Source organism: Kitasatospora sp. NPDC056651 (assembly GCF_042792155.1).
GTDB lineage: Bacteria > Actinomycetota > Actinomycetes > Streptomycetales > Streptomycetaceae > Kitasatospora.
In genome coordinates, this window is record NZ_JBHTWX010000043.1 from 51197 (window position 1) to 65602 (window position 14406).

Genomic DNA, 14406 nt, shown 5'->3' on the forward strand with positions numbered 1-14406 from the left:
TCGATCTGTCGCCACTGCCTCCTGCGGTCGAACTATTTCAGCTGCCTCACAGGTCCACCTCCCATCATGCGCCTCCCACGCGCCGTGCACCAGGGGTGTACGGCATGAATCCGGGCAATTTTCGCAACTCGGGCATGAGTGGCCTCAGGAGCTCGGCCAGCCGTCCACGAACGTGAGCGTCCGCCGGTAGGGCCCCTCGGGGCCGGTGCTGCGGTACTCCTCGGTGCTGCTGCCGGTGCGGACGGTGCGGTCCCCGTCGTGGCGCCGGGCGGTGGGGCGCAGGGTGTGGTCGACGGTGGAGCGCTCGGTGACGTGGCCGCCGGTCGCCGCGGTGGCCTCGCGGTGGTAGCCGAGGTCCATGGCGGTGGTCTGGTCGGTGTTGCCGGCCGCGTCGCGGCTCACCAGGTAGCGGACGTCCAGCGGTTCGCCCTCGTGCACGGTGGTGGTGCGGTGCGGGCCGCCGCCCCAGGTGGCGGTGGTGCGGGTGAGGTCGGTGCCGTTGCGCAGTGTCACGTCGTCGCCGGTGGCGCGCAGTTGCTGGGCGGAGCGGAAGGCGAGGTCGTCGCGGACTTCGGTGGTGATCCGGCCGTGCGAGGTCTGCACCCAGCCCCGGGCGAGGTCGTGCCGGCTCGCGGTGACCGTCCAGTCGCCGCTGCCGCCGCCGTGGTCGGCCAGTTCGGTGCCGACGGCGGCCTCCGGGGCGACCCTGTGGTCGGTGAGCTGCCCCGTGGTGCGGGCGGCACCGTGGTCGGTCTCGGCGAAGAGGTTGACCTGGCCGGTCCAGACGTCGTTGCTCTGCGCCTCGGCGGTGTTCACGGTGACGCCCACGGTGTGCGGCCGGCCGTCCAGCAGCAGCCCGACGTACGGGGTGAGGTCGAGCCGGTAGGCGGGCAGGTCGAAGGCGAAGACGCCGGGGACGGGCCGCCAGAGCAGGGGGTCCCAACCACCGGTGTAGATCACCGGGTACGGCCAGACCGCGCCGGCCACCCGGCCGTCCACGGTGAGCCGCAGTTCGCGGAACGGGCCCTTGCCGCAGATCCCGCTGCCCGGGTTGGCGGCGGCGAAGGCGTCCGGCGCGGAGGCGTACGCGAACTCCTCGCAGGCGCCGCCGCCCCGGGCGTAGACCTCGGCGGTGAGGCGTTCGAGGTTCTGCGGGAAGGTGAGCTCGCGCCCGGTGGCGGGGGCGGCCTGGGTGAGGTCGAACGGCCCGGTGGTGAGCAGCCGGTCGGCGGTGCGGGCGGCCGGCCAACGGTCGTTCGCGGTGAAGAAGGTCAGCTCGGCGCTGATGGTGAAGACGCCGGTGTAGGTGGCGTCGGTGACGTTGGCGAGGTCGAAGGAGAACTCCTGCGGGCCGCCCGAGAGGAGCGGGGCGTAGCGGGTGACGTCGTGCTCGACGTTCCACGCGATGCCGTCCTTGGACGGCTCGGGGGTGGAGGAGAGCAGGACCTGGACGCCGCCGACGCGGACGCCGAAGATCCGGTCGAACTGCCGCCCGGCGACCTGCCCGTGGAGGTCCAGGACCACCGCGGACCAGGGGCCGGCGCAGTCGGCGGGCGGGGTGAGGGTGGCGGTGTACGGGGTGTCCGGCGGGTTGCCGTACCCGTTGCGGAACTCGCGCTCGTGCATCAACTCGACGGTGCAGGAGCGGGTGTCGGGACGGGTCAGCGGCCGGGTGGCGGTGACCGGGTCGTGGTAGTCGGTGCCGAAGTCGGCGTGGGCCGGGCCGGCGGCGGTGAGGGTGCCGGCCAGGGTGAGGACGGCGGCGCCGGCCAGACCGGCGGCGCGGCGGAGCAACGGGCGCAGGTGCAAGGCGGGTTCCCGGAGGTCGGGCGGCCCACGGGCGGGTGCCGCGGGCCGGTCGGATGGTCCGGGAATCCTTCCGGCGGTGGCATGGCTGCGTCAAGACTTGGCGGGTGCCGTCCCTGTCGCGGCTCCTGCCCGGGTCTACCTCGGCACCGCGTCCTTGCGCAGGAAGTGCTTCAGCTTCTGCCAGGTCCAGGTGTTGACCACGTCCTCCGCGGTGAGCCACCCCCGCTGCGCCGTGCCGACGCCGAAGCGCGGGTAGGCGAGGTGGCCGGTGGCGTGCGCGTCGCTGTCGATCGCGAAGCGCACGCCGTGCCGCCTGGCCCGCAGGACGTCCTCGTCGCGCAGGTCGAGGCGCTGCGGGGAACTGTTGATCTCGATCGCGGTGCCGGTGCGGGCGGCGGCCTCGAACACCGCGTCCAGATCGACGTCGATCGGCCCGCGGCTGCCGATCCGGCGGGTGGTGAGGTGTCCGATGACGTGCACGTACGGGTTCTCGCAGGCGCGGACCAGCCGACGGGTCTGGGCGGCGCGGTCGAGGCCGAAGTGCGAGTGCACGGAGGCCACGCAGACGTCGAAGCCGGCCAGGAACTCCGGCGGCCAGTCCACGCCGCCGTCCGGGTCGATGTTCAGCTCGGTGCCGTGGAGCAGCCGCAACTTCTTGTGCCGGTCGGCGAGTTGCCGTAGCTGCTCGCGCTGGGCGAGCATCTTCTCGTCGGTCATCCGCTGCATGACCAGGTTCGGCGCGTGGTCGGTGACGGCGAAGTAGGAGTAGCCGCGGGCGGCGGCGGTGTCGACCATCTCCGCCAGACCGGCCAGCCCGTCGGTCAGGTCGGTGTGGCTGTGCAGGTCCCCGCGCAGGTCGGACTCCTGCACCAGGTCCGGGAGTTCACCGTTCAGCGCGGCCTCGATCTCGCCCCGGTCCTCGCGCAGCGGCGGCGCGATCCACGGCAGGCCGAGCGCCGCGTACACCTCGTCCTCGGTCTCCGAGACCACCTTCGCGCCGCCGTCCGCCTCGAACAGCCCGTACTCGGAGAGCTTCAGGCCGGCCCGGACGGCCATCGTGCGCAGCTTGATGTTGTGCGCCTTCGAGCCGGTGAAGTAGACCAGCGCCGCGCCCCAGTCCTCCTCCGGGACGACCCGCAGGTCCACCTGGACGCCCTGGGTGGTGCGCACCGAGGTCTTGGTCGGCCCGCTCCCGATCACCTCGGCCACGTGAGGGAGTTCGACGAGCGCGGCCATCAGCGGGGCGGAGTCCTCGGCGGTCGCGAGCACGTCGATGTCGCCCACCGTCTCGCGCATCCGGCGCAGCGAGCCTGCGTACGCGCAGCGGGTGCAGCCGGGGGCGGCGGAGAGCGCGGCGACCAGCTGATCGGCCAGTTCGGTGGCGGTGTCCAGCAGGGTGCGGCCGCCGGACTGCCGCATCAGCTCGATGCCGTGCAGGATCTTCTCGCCGCTGCGCTCGCCGAAACCGGGCAGGCCGGACAGCCTGTCGGCGCCGGCCGCCGCGGCGAGGTCGTCCACCGAGGCGATCCCGAGGTCGCGGTAGAGGGCGAGGGCGCGTTTGGGGCCGACGCTGGGGACGGCCATCATCTCCCGCACGCCGGCCGGGATCGCGGCGCGCAGCGTCTCCAGCGCGGTGATCCGGCCGGAGGACAGGAACTCGGCGATCTTCTCGGCGGTGGACCTGCCGACGCCGGGGATCTGCTGGAGACCCTTGAGGTCCAGGCCCGCCAGGTCCCCGGGGTGGCCGCCGACCGCGCGGGCGGCCTTCTCGTAGGCGCGGGCCCGGAAGGCGTCCCCGCCGGTGATGTTGATCAGGTCGGCGTACTCCTGGAGCAGCTCCCTGACCTGGTCGTTGAGCCGGGGCATGGGGCAAGTCTAGGTTCGGCGGGGCGGGTGCGCCGGGCGTGCGATCGGGTGCGGGTGCGGGGCCGGGTGCGAGTGTGGGGAGCGCGGGGCGTCAGTCGTGGGCGACGGACAGCAGCAGGACCACGGTCAGCCCGCCGCCGGGGGTGGTCTCCACCGCGAGCCGTCCGCCCGCGGCCAGCACCAGGCTGTGCAGGGCCGGACCCGCCCGGCCGTCCCGCCGGCCGGCCGCGAACAGCCACTCGCGCGCCTCGGACGACTCGTGGGTGCCCCGGTCCGAGATCCGGATCTCCACCCGGCCGCGGTTCGCCGCCGCGCGCCCCCGCGCCCGCCGCCCGGACCCGCCGCCCGCCACGCCGACCCGGACCAGCACCCGGCCGCCCACCGGGCTGCGCCGGATCGCGTGGTCGACCAGCCCGGCGACGGCGGCCTCCAGCCGTCGGGCGTCCGCGGCCACCACCGGGAGCCCGGGCGCGATCCGGACCGTGACGGCCGCCGCCCGGCCGCCGCCGCGCACCACCCGGCGGACCACGTCGGCCACCTGGACGTGCCGGGCCGTCGGCTCGCAGCCGGCCTGCCGTCCGGTCCACCGCAGCCGCTCCAGCTCCGGGCGGGTGAGCGCCCTGGGCGCGGCCATCACGCCGGGCGTCAAGGGGCCGAGGCCCTCCTCGGCCTCGGCCGTCGCCGGCGCGCCCGCATGTCCCGACCCGCCCCGGCGGCCGGGGCCGCCCGCGCCGACGTTGCCGCCGAACGCGCCGAGCGCCCGGGCCCCCGACGCGACGTAGCCCCAGAGCCTCCCGCGTGCCATCGCCCTGCCCCTCGTGCTCCTCCGGCGGCCGTCATCGAGTCCGCGACCGGCCGGGGCGGGCCGCTTCCCGGCCCCTTCCTGCCAGCCTGCGCCTCGGCCGCCCGGGTGACAATCCCGCCGCGGGGCGCGGGCGGCTCCCGGGCCCCCCGCCGAGCGGCCGGCCGGACACCCGCCGTCCGGCGGGGCCACCTCCGGACGGATCGCAAAGAACTCTTCGCGAAAAACCCTTTGCAAAGAACTCTTTGCGGTTCTAGTCTCCTGCCATGACCGAAGAGCAGGGCTGGAAGCACAGCGAGGACCAGCGGGCCGTCGCCCTCACCGCCGAGAGCATGCGGGCGATGGCGCACCCGGTGCGCCTCCAGGTGGTGGGGCTGCTGCGCAAGCACGGGCCCTCCACGGCGACGCGGCTCGCCGCCGAGCTGGGGCTCAACTCCGGCGCGACCAGCTACCACCTCCGCCAGCTCGCCGCCGCGGGCTTCGTGGAGGAGGACGAGTCGCGCGGCAACGCCCGCGAGCGCTGGTGGCGGTCGGCCCACCGGATCACGCTCTGGGCGGTGGACGACATGGCGGACGACCAGCTGGGCGAGGCCGCCGGGTACCTGAGGTCCGTCCTGGCCGCGCACACCCTGGCGGCCCAGCGCTCGCTGGACGCCTTCGAGGTGATGCCGCGCGAGTGGCGCAGGGCGCTGAACCTCAGTGACCTGGTGCTCCAGCTGACGCCGACCGAGGCCGAGCGGCTCTCCGGCGAGCTGAGCGAGGTGATCCGGCGCTACCGGTGGGTGGGCGCCGAGGGGCCGGTCCCGGAGGGGTCGGAGCAGGTATCGGTCGTCGTCCACGTCCTGCCGGACGTGCGCGAGGACACCGATGAGGGGAGCGCCACATGACCGACACGATGACCACCGCCGCGAGATCCGCCGTCGACGGGCCCGGGCGTAGCTACCGGCCGCTGGCCGGGGTGCTGGCCGCCACGGTGGTCTCGGTGACGGGCACCCGGGTCTCGGCCATCGCGCTGCCTTGGTTCGTCCTGGCCACCACCGGCAGTGCCACCATGACGGGCCTGGTCGCCTTCGCGGAGATGGCGCCGTACGTGACGGTCAAGGCACTGACAGGGCCGGTGGTCGACCGGCTCGGGCCGCGCGTGGTGTCCTGGACGACGGACGCGGTCAGCGCGGTCGCGGCCGGGCTGGTCCCGCTGCTGCACTCACAGGGGTTGCTCCCGTTCTGGGTGCTGCTGGTGATGGTCGCGGTGATCGGGGCGATGCGCGGCCCGGGGGACTTGGCGAAGTCCGTCATGGTCCCGGAGGCGGCCGACCGCGCCCGGGTGCCGATGGAGCGCGCCACCGGGCTGTCGGGCGTCACCGAGCGGCTGGCCTCCACGATCGGCCCGGCGGCCGGCGGCGGCCTGGTCGCCCTGATGGGCCCGCTGGCCGGTCTGGCGGTCAACGCGGGTACGTTCGCGCTCGGGTCGCTGATCATCGCGCTCGCACTGCCGCGCGGAATGGGGCGCTCGGCGGTGCCCGCTCCGCCGGTAGCCACGGCGCCCGAAGCCGGAGCGGAGCAAGGGGAGCGGCCGGTCGGCTACTGGCGGATGTTCCGCGAGGGCTTCACGTTCCTGCGGTCCGAGCCGCTGCTGCTCGCCGTGACGGTGATCGTCGGCATCACCAATCTGCTCGACGCCGGTTTCGTGACCGTCCTCCTCCCGGTCTGGGCACGGGAGTCCGGCAACGGACCGGCGGCCCTCGGGCTGTGCGCCGGTGTCATGGGGGCCACGGCGGTCGTCGGCAGCCTGATCGCGGCGGCCGTCGCATCCCGGCTGCCCCGCCGCACGGTCTTCTTCGTCGGCTACCTGCTGTGCGGCGCCCCCCGCTTCCTGGTGCTCGCCTTCGGCGCGCCGATGTGGGTGGTGCTCACGGTCTTCGCGATCGGCGGCTTCGGCTCCGGCTTCCTCAACCCGATCCTCGGCGCGGTGCTCTTCGAGCGGGTGCCCCGCCATCTGCTCGGCCGCGTGCACGCCCTCGGCGACTCGCTGTCCTGGGCCGGGATCCCGCTCGGCGGCCTGGTCGCCGGCGCGTCGGTCGCGCTGGTCGGCCTGATACCAAGCCTGGTCGCGGCGGGCGCGCTCTACTTCGGGACCACGACCCTGGCGGGTCTCCGGCCCGAGTGGCGCGAGATGGACCGCCTCCGGAAATCGGGGGACAGTGTGCCCGCCGAGCCGGACCCGGTGCACTGCGGGTAGGGCGCCGTGCGGGAGCGACCTTCCGCCGACAGGGCCGGTGCCCGGCCGGAGGCCTGCCCTGGACGGGCGGCCGCCGAGCCGGGGCCGACCCGCCACGTGAGACACGGCCTAGCGGTTCGGGTCGGCGGCGTGGGCAGCCGGCCGGCGGCCCGCCCACTGGAGGAGCAGCAGGCTGGCCAGGGCCGCGAGGGCGCACCAGGTGGAGACGAAGGCGAGGTGCCAGAGCAGGGCGCAGGCGACAGCGCCCGCGCCGGTGAGGAGACCGAGCCGGCGAAGCAGGTGATCACCGCTCATCAGGAGGGAGCCGACGGTGGCGAGGAGATAGCCGGCCAGCAGGAGGGCCGGGTGGGGGATGCCGACGGCGTAGCCGAGGGTATGGCCGTGCACACCGGCCGACACCGGGTGGGACGCGAGGGCCACGGCGAGCGGGGCGGCGACCGCCACACCGAGCAGGGTGAGGGCGGCGAGGATCCGCCGCTGCCGTTCACCGGCCGCGCACCACACGGCGGCGGGAACCAGCACGGGCAGCAACGGAAGGGCGATCACCGCCCAAACGGTGCGGGCCGCCGCGGCGAGGCCGTCCGGCAGCCCGCCGTCCGCGCCGAGCCAGACCAGCGCCTCGACCAGCTGGTGCCCGCCCAGCACCAGGGGGAGCGCGGCGAGCGGCAACCGCCCGCGGCGGCCGGACCGGTGGGCGCGGACCAGGCACACCACCCCGACGCCCGCGACCAGTCCACCGGCCACGGCATCCGCCCGCGCGCTCCAGCACATCGGGGCTTACCCGATGCTCCCGGGGCGGCCGTCCTCCTCGGTCCCGTCCGTGCGCTGCTCCTCGGGCTGGTTCCCCGTCCCGTCCGCCGCCTTCTCCGCCGCCTTCCCGGCCTCCCTCTCGGTCTCCCGCTCCGCTTCCCTCCCCGCGGTCCTTTCCTCCGCCTCGTCCTCCGGCAGGGTCCCGATGCCCTCCAGGGTCTCGCGGACGGTCCCGGGCATCGCCGGGTGGCGGCCGATCACGATCACCCCGACCACGATCGCCAGCAGCCCGACCGACTGCCAGGCCAGCGCCCCGGGTGTCACCCGCAGCCGGTCGCCCAGGAAGCCCACCGCGCAGGCGATCCCGGACAGCGGCTGGGCGGCCGTCAGCGCCGGCAGGGACATCCGCAGCGGTGCGGCCTCGAAGGCGCTCTGCACCAGCAGCAGCCCGACCACACCCGCCACCACCACCGCGTACGGCTGCCAGCTGCGCAGCACCGCGGCCAGGCCGTCGTGGTCGAGGCGCTGGGTGGTGGTGCGGGTCAGCGCGTCCTGGAGGCCGTAGAGCAGTCCGGCGGCGAGTGCCAGCAGAGTCGCCTCCTCGAACAGCGGCAGCCGCCGGGCCAGCGAGACCAACAGCACGACCAGCCCGACCACGGTGCCGACCACCAGCCAGTACCGCAGCTCCCCGGCGGGTGGCCCGCCACCGGTCGGCCGCCCGGCCACGATGAAGGCCGTCACCCCGAGGGCCAGCAGCAGGACCCCGCCCCAGCCGGATCGGCCCAGGGTCTGCCGGGTCAGCACCCGGGCCAGCGCCATGGCGAAGATCAGATTGGTGGCCAGCAGCGGTTCGACCAGGGACACCTCGCCCTGGTTGAGCGCGAACGCGGAGAGGATCAGTCCGCTGACCATGAACCCGGTGCCGAGCAGCCACTGCGGCATCCGCATCAGGTCGAGCAGCAGCCGCCAGCGCAGCAGGTCGGAGCGCGGGGCTCGCTGCGCCGCGTGCTGCTGGAGGACGAAGCCGAGCCCCAGACAGCAGGCCGCACTGAGAGCGAGGACGAAGACCGCCACGGAGGGACCACCAGGTTGTCGCTGCCCGTGCCGCGCCGACGGGTCCGAGAAGGGGGTCGGCTGTCGCGGCCGCTCCCGTCAGCCTACCGCCGGGGTGGTGGCCGGGCTGATCGCACGACACGCGGGCGGGGCGGGGCGGCGCGGCCCCGTGCCCGGCGGGGGCCGCGGGCCTTCCGGGCAGCGCTTGCCGCCACCGGCGGGGCAGGCGCACGCTGGTGGGAGCGGCCGCCACGGGGCACTGTCCGTGCCGGTCCGGACAGGCGGCGACGGGGGCCGGCGCCAGGAGGTGTGGCGATGCACAACCAGTGGGACGTGGAGCTGAGCTTCGAGGAAGACGGCGTGCACACGACGTGTGAGGCCAGGCTGACCGGCGCGAGGGCGCCGGGGCTGAGCGCGCACGGCGAGTCGGTGAAGAGCGTGGAGGACCGTCCGCTCGCCAGGATCGGTGAGGAGGTCGCCGCCTCCAGAGCCTTGGAGGAACTGTCGCGCAAGCTGCGGACCCAGGCCACCGGGGAGATCGACGACGAGGGACGCCGCCCGGACTACCTGATCTACTGATCACCGGGCGAAGACCGGACGGAAACGCGTGCCCGGCAGCGTGCGGCCGGGCGAGTGGGCATGCGCCGGCGGGGCCGTTGGCGCGAGAAGTCGGGCGGGCCGACTTCTCGCGTACAGCTCGCGCCAGGCGGGGTCGAGGCGGGGGGTGGAGGCCGGTCTCCCAGCCGAGGAAGGAGCGGGCGCGGGCCGGGCGGGCCACGCGTCAGGCGGGCCCGAGGGTCCAGCTGATCACCGACAGCGTCGCCATCGACACCAGCGTCGACCAGAGCACCGCGTCCCGGGCGAGGGCGGTGCCCTGCTCGTACTCGCGGGAGTAGGTGTACACGTTCTGCGCGGTGGGCAGCGCGGAGAACAGCACCACGGTGAGCAACTGGTGCGCGGGCAGGTGGAGCAGCGGCCCGGCCACGGCGAGCGCGACCAGCGGCTGGACCAGGGTCTTGAGCACGACGATCAGCCCGACCTCGGCGCGGCGCGGGCGGCCCGCCGCCGGGGGCCGGTTGTGCAGTGAGATGCCGAGGGTGATCAGGGCGGTCGGAACGCCCGCGCCGCCGAGGAGTTCGCAGGAGCGGTTCAGCTCGGCGGGCAGGTGTACGCCGGTCGCCGAGACGACCGCCCCGAGCGCGGTGGCCAGCAGGATCGGGTTGCGCGCGGGCAGCGTGAGCAGTGCGCGGCGGCCGGCCGCGCCGCCGTCCAGCACGGCCAGGACGGCGGGGGTGACCAGCAGGATCTGGAACAGCACCACGGGGGCGACGAAGGACGCGTCGCCGAGCACCTGCATGGTCACCGGGATGCCGAGGTTGGCCGAGTTGACGTAGCCGGAGGCCATCGCGCCGATGGCCAGCTCGCCGGGCTTCCGGCGGAACAGCAGCCGCCCGGCGAGCAGCCCCAGGCCGATCGAGACCAGGGTGCCGGCCGCGAAGGCGAGCATCGAGGCGTTGGCGAAGCGGTCCAGCGGGGTGCGGGAGATCATCAGGAACAGCGAGGCCGGCATCGCCACGTGGAAGACGAACCGGTTGAGCACCGTCTCGGCCTGCGGCCCGAGCAGCCCGGTGCGGCCGACGGCGTAGCCGGCGCCGGTCAGCGCCCAGATCGGCGCGAAGGCGGACAGCAGGGGATGCAGGGCTGGCATGGTTCCTCGGATCGCTCGGACGGATCTGCCGGATGCGACGGGGGTCTCCCGTCGGGGGCGTCAACTCCCGAGCGCGGTCACCCCCCGAAGCCGTGAATCCCCGGGGCAGTAAACCAGTGGCCGCCGCCGGGGCTGCCGACGGGCTCGACCCCAGCCCCGGCCCCGGGCCCACTGTCCGGCTCGTCCGGCCCGTCCGGCCCGTCCGGCTCGTCCGGCTCGTCCGGCTCGTCCGGCCCGGGCCTACGATGAGCCGGTGGAGGACCAGTACCTGAGTCTGTCCGAGGTGGAGGCGATCGCGCGCCGGGCCCACCAGGGGCAGGTGGACAAGAACGGCCATCCGTACGGCGAGCACATCGCGGCGGTCGCCCGCGGGACGGCGGCGCGCGGCGGCAGCGCGGCGCAGATCGCGGCGGGCTGGCTGCACGACACCGTCGAGGACGGCCGGCTGAGCCGGGAGTGGCTGGCCGGGGCCGCGCTTCCCGAGGAGACCAAGGCGATCGTGGACGCGCTCACCCGCCGTCCGGACGAGCCGGTCGAGGAGTACACCGCGCGCGTCCTGGCCACGCCGGGCGCGCTGCTGGTCAAGCGCGCGGACCTGGCGCACAACTCGGACCCGGCGCGCCTCGCCGCGCTGGACCGGGCGACCGCCGGGCGGTTGGCCGCCAAGTACGCGCGGATGCGCGGGCTGCTCGGGCTCACCGGCGAGCTGTAGGGGGCCAGCCGCGGTAAACCGTACGAACCGCCGGGCCGCGCGACCGCCGGGTCCGGTGGAACCACGAGAGGGCCCGGACCACGCGGGTCGCGCGGGTCCGGGCCCTCTCGGGCACCCCGGTGGTCCCTGTCCGGCCCCCGGGGTGAGGGGGAGTGGTCAGGGGACGGTCGGAGGCAGGTGGGCCGACGGGGTCGGCTTAGTACCAGTGGTGGCTCTGCCAGAACGCCCAGGCGCCGTTCGGGCTTCCGTAGCGGCCGTTCATGTAGTCCAGCGCCCACTTGATCTGGGTGGTCGCGCTGGTCTTCCAGTCGGAGCCGTGCGAGGCCATCTTGGAGCCCGGCAGGGCCTGGGCCAGGCCGTACGCGCCCGAGCTCGGGTTGGTCGCGGTCACGTTCCAGCCGGACTCGTGGGAGATGATCTGGTTGAAGGAGGCCAGCTGGTTCGCCGGGACGATCTGGGCGGCGACGGCCTGCGGGGAGGCGGAGGCGGCGTTCGCGGTGGCGGGCAGGACGCCCGCGCCCAGGGCGGTCAGACCGGCGGCGCCGGCGAGAACGGCGGCGGAAGTGCGCATGCGGAGCTTGAAGGCGGGCATCAAGAAGGGGACCTCAATCGGGTTGGGCCGGTCGCTCCCCGCCCAGGACCACGGCCGGGACAGGGGCCGGACGGTCACGGGGGTGACACGGCGGTTAGCCACTCACCGGCGGGACAGGTGCCGGGTGCGGCTGACGACTGAGCCATTGTTGGCAGACGGGATCGGCCGTCGCCAAGCCCCCCTGGTTACGACTCCCGGTCGTACGGGCGGCGCGGCCGTGGATTCGAAGGGACCGGTCCGGGTGGGTGCGTCGAAGGGCGCTGAGCTGCGCGGACGCCGGGGTGGCCGGGGCCGCGCGGTGGCCTCGGCGGTGTCTACTACCCTCCGTCGTTCGTGTTGATCACGTGTGAGCGCACTCACCGTTCGAGGGGACGCGGGCGTCACGCGCGGGTCCGGCCGGAGCACGGTGGGTGCAGACGATCAACGCCCTGCTGAGACCTGGGCCACATCGTCGCGACGGCCGGCCGGACACCGGAAGCGGGGGCCTACCGCGGGTCGCCCAGCCGCCGGTGCCGCAGGGCCCGGGCCGCCAGCCGGTCCGCTTCGGTGGCCGCCGCCAGGGTGCCGAGCGCCGCCCCGACCGCCTGCCCGAGCCGCGCGCAGAAGGCCTCGGGCTCCTCGGCGGCGTCCGGCAGCTCCGGGACGACTTCGTCGACCAGCCCGACCTCGGCCAGGTGGTGGGCCCCGATCCCCTGGCTGCGGGCCAGCTCGGCCGCGTGCGCGCCGTCCCGGTGGACGATCGCCGAAGCGCCCTCCGGCGGCAGTGGCGCGAGCCAGGCGTGCTCGGCGGCGATCACCCGGTCCGCCGGGAGCAGGGCGAGCGCCCCGCCGCCCGAGCCCTGGCCGAGCAGCACGGCCAGTACGGGGGTGCGCAGCGCGAGCAGGGTGGTCAGGCAGTACGCGATCTCCACCGCGATGCCCTCCAGCTCGGCCTGGGCGGACAGCTCGGCGCCGGCCGTGTCCACCACGGTGACCAGCGGCAGCCCGAGCTGCTCGGCCAGGCGCGCGGTGCGCCGTACGGCCCGCAGGTCGGCGGCGGTGAAGGGGCGCTCCTGCCCGGGGGCCCGCCGCTGCTGGCCGACGACCAGGACGGGGCGCCCGCCGAGCACGGCCAGGGCCCGGACCAGCGCGCCGCCGCGCCCGCCGGGGGAGTCCAGCAGCACCAGTTCCCCGGCGGTGTGCCGCAGCAGCTCGCGGGCGCCCGGACGGTCCGGGCGGCGGGTGCGGCGGACGGAGTCCCAGGCGTCGGGGCGCTCGGAGTCGGCGCCGGGTGTGGGGGCGGGCTCGGGCGCGGCCGTGGGCGCCGTGGCAGCAGTGGAAGGGGAGGGCGGCGCGGTGGCGAGCACGGCGAGGGTGCGGCGGAGCAGCTCGCGCAGCTCCTGCGGCGGGACGACGGCGTCCACCAGGCCCTGAGCGGCGAGCGTCTCGGCCCGCTGGACGTCCGCCGGCAGCTCCACGCCGCGCAGCTCCTCGTACACGCGGGGGCCGAGGAAGCCGAGCCGGGCGCCCGGCTCGGCGAGGACCAGCTGGCCGAGCGTGCCCCAGGAGGCGAAGACCCCGCCCATGGTGGGGTTGCGCAGGTAGGTGAGGTAGGGGAGGCCGGCCGCGCGGTGCGCCTGGACGGCGGCGGTGATCCGCAGCATGCAGAGGAAGGCCGCCGAACCCTCCTGCATCCGCGTCCCGCCGGAGACCGGCAGGGCGAGCAGCGGCAGCCGCTCGGCGGTGGCGCGCTCCACGGCGCGGGTGATCCGCTCGGCGGTGGCGACGCCGATCGAGCCGCCGAGGAAGCCGAACTCGGAGGCGACCAGGGCGACCGGACGGCCGTCGACCAGGCCGACGCCGGTGAGGACGGCCTCGTCCAGGCCGGTGCGCTCGCGGGCGCGGTCGAGCGAGGCACGGTAGCCGGGGTCGGTGGGCGGGCCGGGCGGCGGCCCGTCCCAGCTCCGGAAGCCGTCCGGGTCGACGAGCAGCCCGATCAGCTGGTGCGCCGTCAGCGATGTGCCCGAGACCGTACCCATGCCCCACCCCGTCAGAGATCGTTCCGGTCCGCCATGATCCGCCGTTCCGTACGGCACTCTATGCGGCCCGGTTCGGGCGCTGCGAGTGCCCGCGCGGCCGGCCGGGGCGGCCGTGGCACTTGTTCGACGGCGGTCGGCCGTTGCGCCGGGCGGGCGGTTCGTGGGCGTTTCGCGGACGGTTCAGGGAGGCGCCCGGGCGGGTCGGCGTACGGCTCAAGTCTCCTTTGGTAAAGGGCAGTTACTCACTGGTTAATAGTTTTCCGGAGGGCTTCCGGAGTTGACGGTGTCTCGCCACACTGGTGGACATGACTCGCACTCTACGCGCGTGGAAGTCTCGCGCCGCCGCCGTCACCGCCGTCGCCCTGATGACCCTCGCCCCGGTCGCCGTCGCCACCGACGCGCACGCCACCGTGAGCGGCACGGTCTGCCTCTCCGCCCTCCCGTCGCAGGCCGCCGACACCCTCGGCCTGATCGCCTCCGACGGACCCTTCCCCTACTCCCAGGACGGCGTGGTCTTCCAGAACCGGGAGGGAGTCCTGCCCGGCGAGTCCTACGGCTACTACCACGAGTACACCGTCATCACCCCGGGCTCCCCGACCCGCGGCGCCCGCCGGATCGTGACCGGCCAGGCCTACCAGGAGGACTACTACACCGGCGACCACTACGCCACGTTCTCCCTGATCGACCAGACCTGCTGAGCGGGAACACCCCTGAAGCGCCCCCGGTGCGGCGGGGGGGCCCCCCCCGCCCGGCGCCCCGGCCCCCCCCCCGGGCCCCCCCCCCCCCACCGCCCCGCCCCCCCGCAACGGGACCCCCCCGCCGACGGAGGGGACCAGGGGGGGGGGCGGGGGGACCCC

General features: G+C 75.1%; 12 protein-coding genes and 1 pseudogene. 5 read left to right on the top strand and 8 right to left on the bottom strand.

Features of this window, described 5'->3' with window-relative positions:
* Nucleotides 1-144: 144 nt before the first annotated feature.
* The 3 genes from ACFRAR_RS18670 to ACFRAR_RS18680 all read right to left on the bottom strand — a co-directional run bounded on the left by ACFRAR_RS18670 (nt 145) and on the right by ACFRAR_RS18680 (nt 4480).
* Nucleotides 145-1809, bottom strand: coding sequence for a peptide-N4-asparagine amidase (locus ACFRAR_RS18670; RefSeq protein ID WP_380699178.1), 1665 nt, complete (start codon nt 1807-1809; stop codon nt 145-147).
* Nucleotides 1810-1944: 135 nt separating this feature from the next.
* Complete coding sequence (gene polX, locus ACFRAR_RS18675) at nt 1945-3675, bottom strand: DNA polymerase/3'-5' exonuclease PolX (protein ID WP_380699179.1); 1731 nt, start codon at nt 3673-3675, stop codon at nt 1945-1947.
* 91 nt (nt 3676-3766) lie between these two features.
* On the bottom strand, nt 3767-4480 hold the full coding sequence (locus ACFRAR_RS18680) for an ATP-binding protein (protein ID WP_380699180.1): 714 nt from the start codon (nt 4478-4480) through the stop codon (nt 3767-3769).
* Between the two features lie 263 nt (nt 4481-4743).
* On the opposite strand from ACFRAR_RS18680, the gene ACFRAR_RS18685 reads away from it, so the two are divergent.
* Nucleotides 4744-5364 carry a helix-turn-helix domain-containing protein gene (locus tag ACFRAR_RS18685; RefSeq protein WP_380699181.1) on the top strand — a complete coding sequence of 207 codons (621 nt, stop codon included), beginning with the start codon at nt 4744-4746 and terminating at the stop codon, nt 5362-5364.
* Nucleotides 5361-6716, top strand: a complete 1356-nt coding sequence (locus ACFRAR_RS18690; protein WP_380699182.1) for an MFS transporter — start codon at nt 5361-5363, stop codon at nt 6714-6716. The genes ACFRAR_RS18685 and ACFRAR_RS18690 overlap by 4 nt, the downstream gene beginning before the upstream one ends.
* Nucleotides 6717-6824: 108 nt before the next feature.
* Here the strand turns inward: ACFRAR_RS18690 and ACFRAR_RS18695 are convergent, their stop codons facing one another.
* Both ACFRAR_RS18695 and ACFRAR_RS18700 read right to left on the bottom strand, forming a co-directional pair.
* Nucleotides 6825-7487 carry a DUF6629 family protein gene (locus ACFRAR_RS18695; RefSeq protein ID WP_380699183.1) on the bottom strand — a complete coding sequence of 221 codons (663 nt, stop codon included), beginning with the start codon at nt 7485-7487 and terminating at the stop codon, nt 6825-6827.
* Between the two features lie 210 nt (nt 7488-7697).
* A pseudogene (locus ACFRAR_RS18700) lies at nt 7698-8540 on the bottom strand (DMT family transporter); the annotation flags it as partial.
* Between the two features lie 294 nt (nt 8541-8834).
* Between ACFRAR_RS18700 and ACFRAR_RS18705 the strand changes: the two are divergent.
* The gene (locus ACFRAR_RS18705; RefSeq protein WP_316525377.1) at nt 8835-9098 is read left to right on the top strand and encodes a dsRBD fold-containing protein; all 264 of its coding nucleotides are present in this window, start codon (nt 8835-8837) and stop codon (nt 9096-9098) included.
* A gap of 202 nt (nt 9099-9300) precedes the next feature.
* Here the strand turns inward: ACFRAR_RS18705 and ACFRAR_RS18710 are convergent, their stop codons facing one another.
* Nucleotides 9301-10227, bottom strand: a complete 927-nt coding sequence (locus tag ACFRAR_RS18710) for an AEC family transporter (protein ID WP_380699184.1) — start codon at nt 10225-10227, stop codon at nt 9301-9303.
* Nucleotides 10228-10480: 253 nt separating this feature from the next.
* Between ACFRAR_RS18710 and ACFRAR_RS18715 the strand changes: the two genes are divergently transcribed.
* On the top strand, nt 10481-10939 hold the full coding sequence (locus tag ACFRAR_RS18715) for an HD domain-containing protein (protein ID WP_380699186.1): 459 nt from the start codon (nt 10481-10483) through the stop codon (nt 10937-10939).
* Between the two features lie 196 nt (nt 10940-11135).
* Here ACFRAR_RS18715 and ACFRAR_RS18720 read toward each other — a convergent pair whose 3' ends face one another.
* Both ACFRAR_RS18720 and ACFRAR_RS18725 read right to left on the bottom strand, forming a co-directional pair.
* Nucleotides 11136-11510 carry a transglycosylase SLT domain-containing protein gene (locus ACFRAR_RS18720; RefSeq protein WP_380699187.1) on the bottom strand — a complete coding sequence of 125 codons (375 nt, stop codon included), beginning with the start codon at nt 11508-11510 and terminating at the stop codon, nt 11136-11138.
* Nucleotides 11511-12016: 506 nt separating this feature from the next.
* Entirely contained in the window at nt 12017-13549 is a 1533-nt protein-coding gene (locus ACFRAR_RS18725) for a carboxyl transferase domain-containing protein (protein WP_380699188.1), read from the bottom strand.
* A 305-nt stretch (nt 13550-13854) separates the two neighbouring features.
* On the opposite strand from ACFRAR_RS18725, the gene ACFRAR_RS18730 reads away from it, so the two are divergent.
* A complete protein-coding gene (locus ACFRAR_RS18730) occupies nt 13855-14247 on the top strand; it encodes a ribonuclease (protein WP_380699189.1) in 393 nt (130 codons plus the stop codon).
* Nucleotides 14248-14406: the final 159 nt, after the last annotated feature.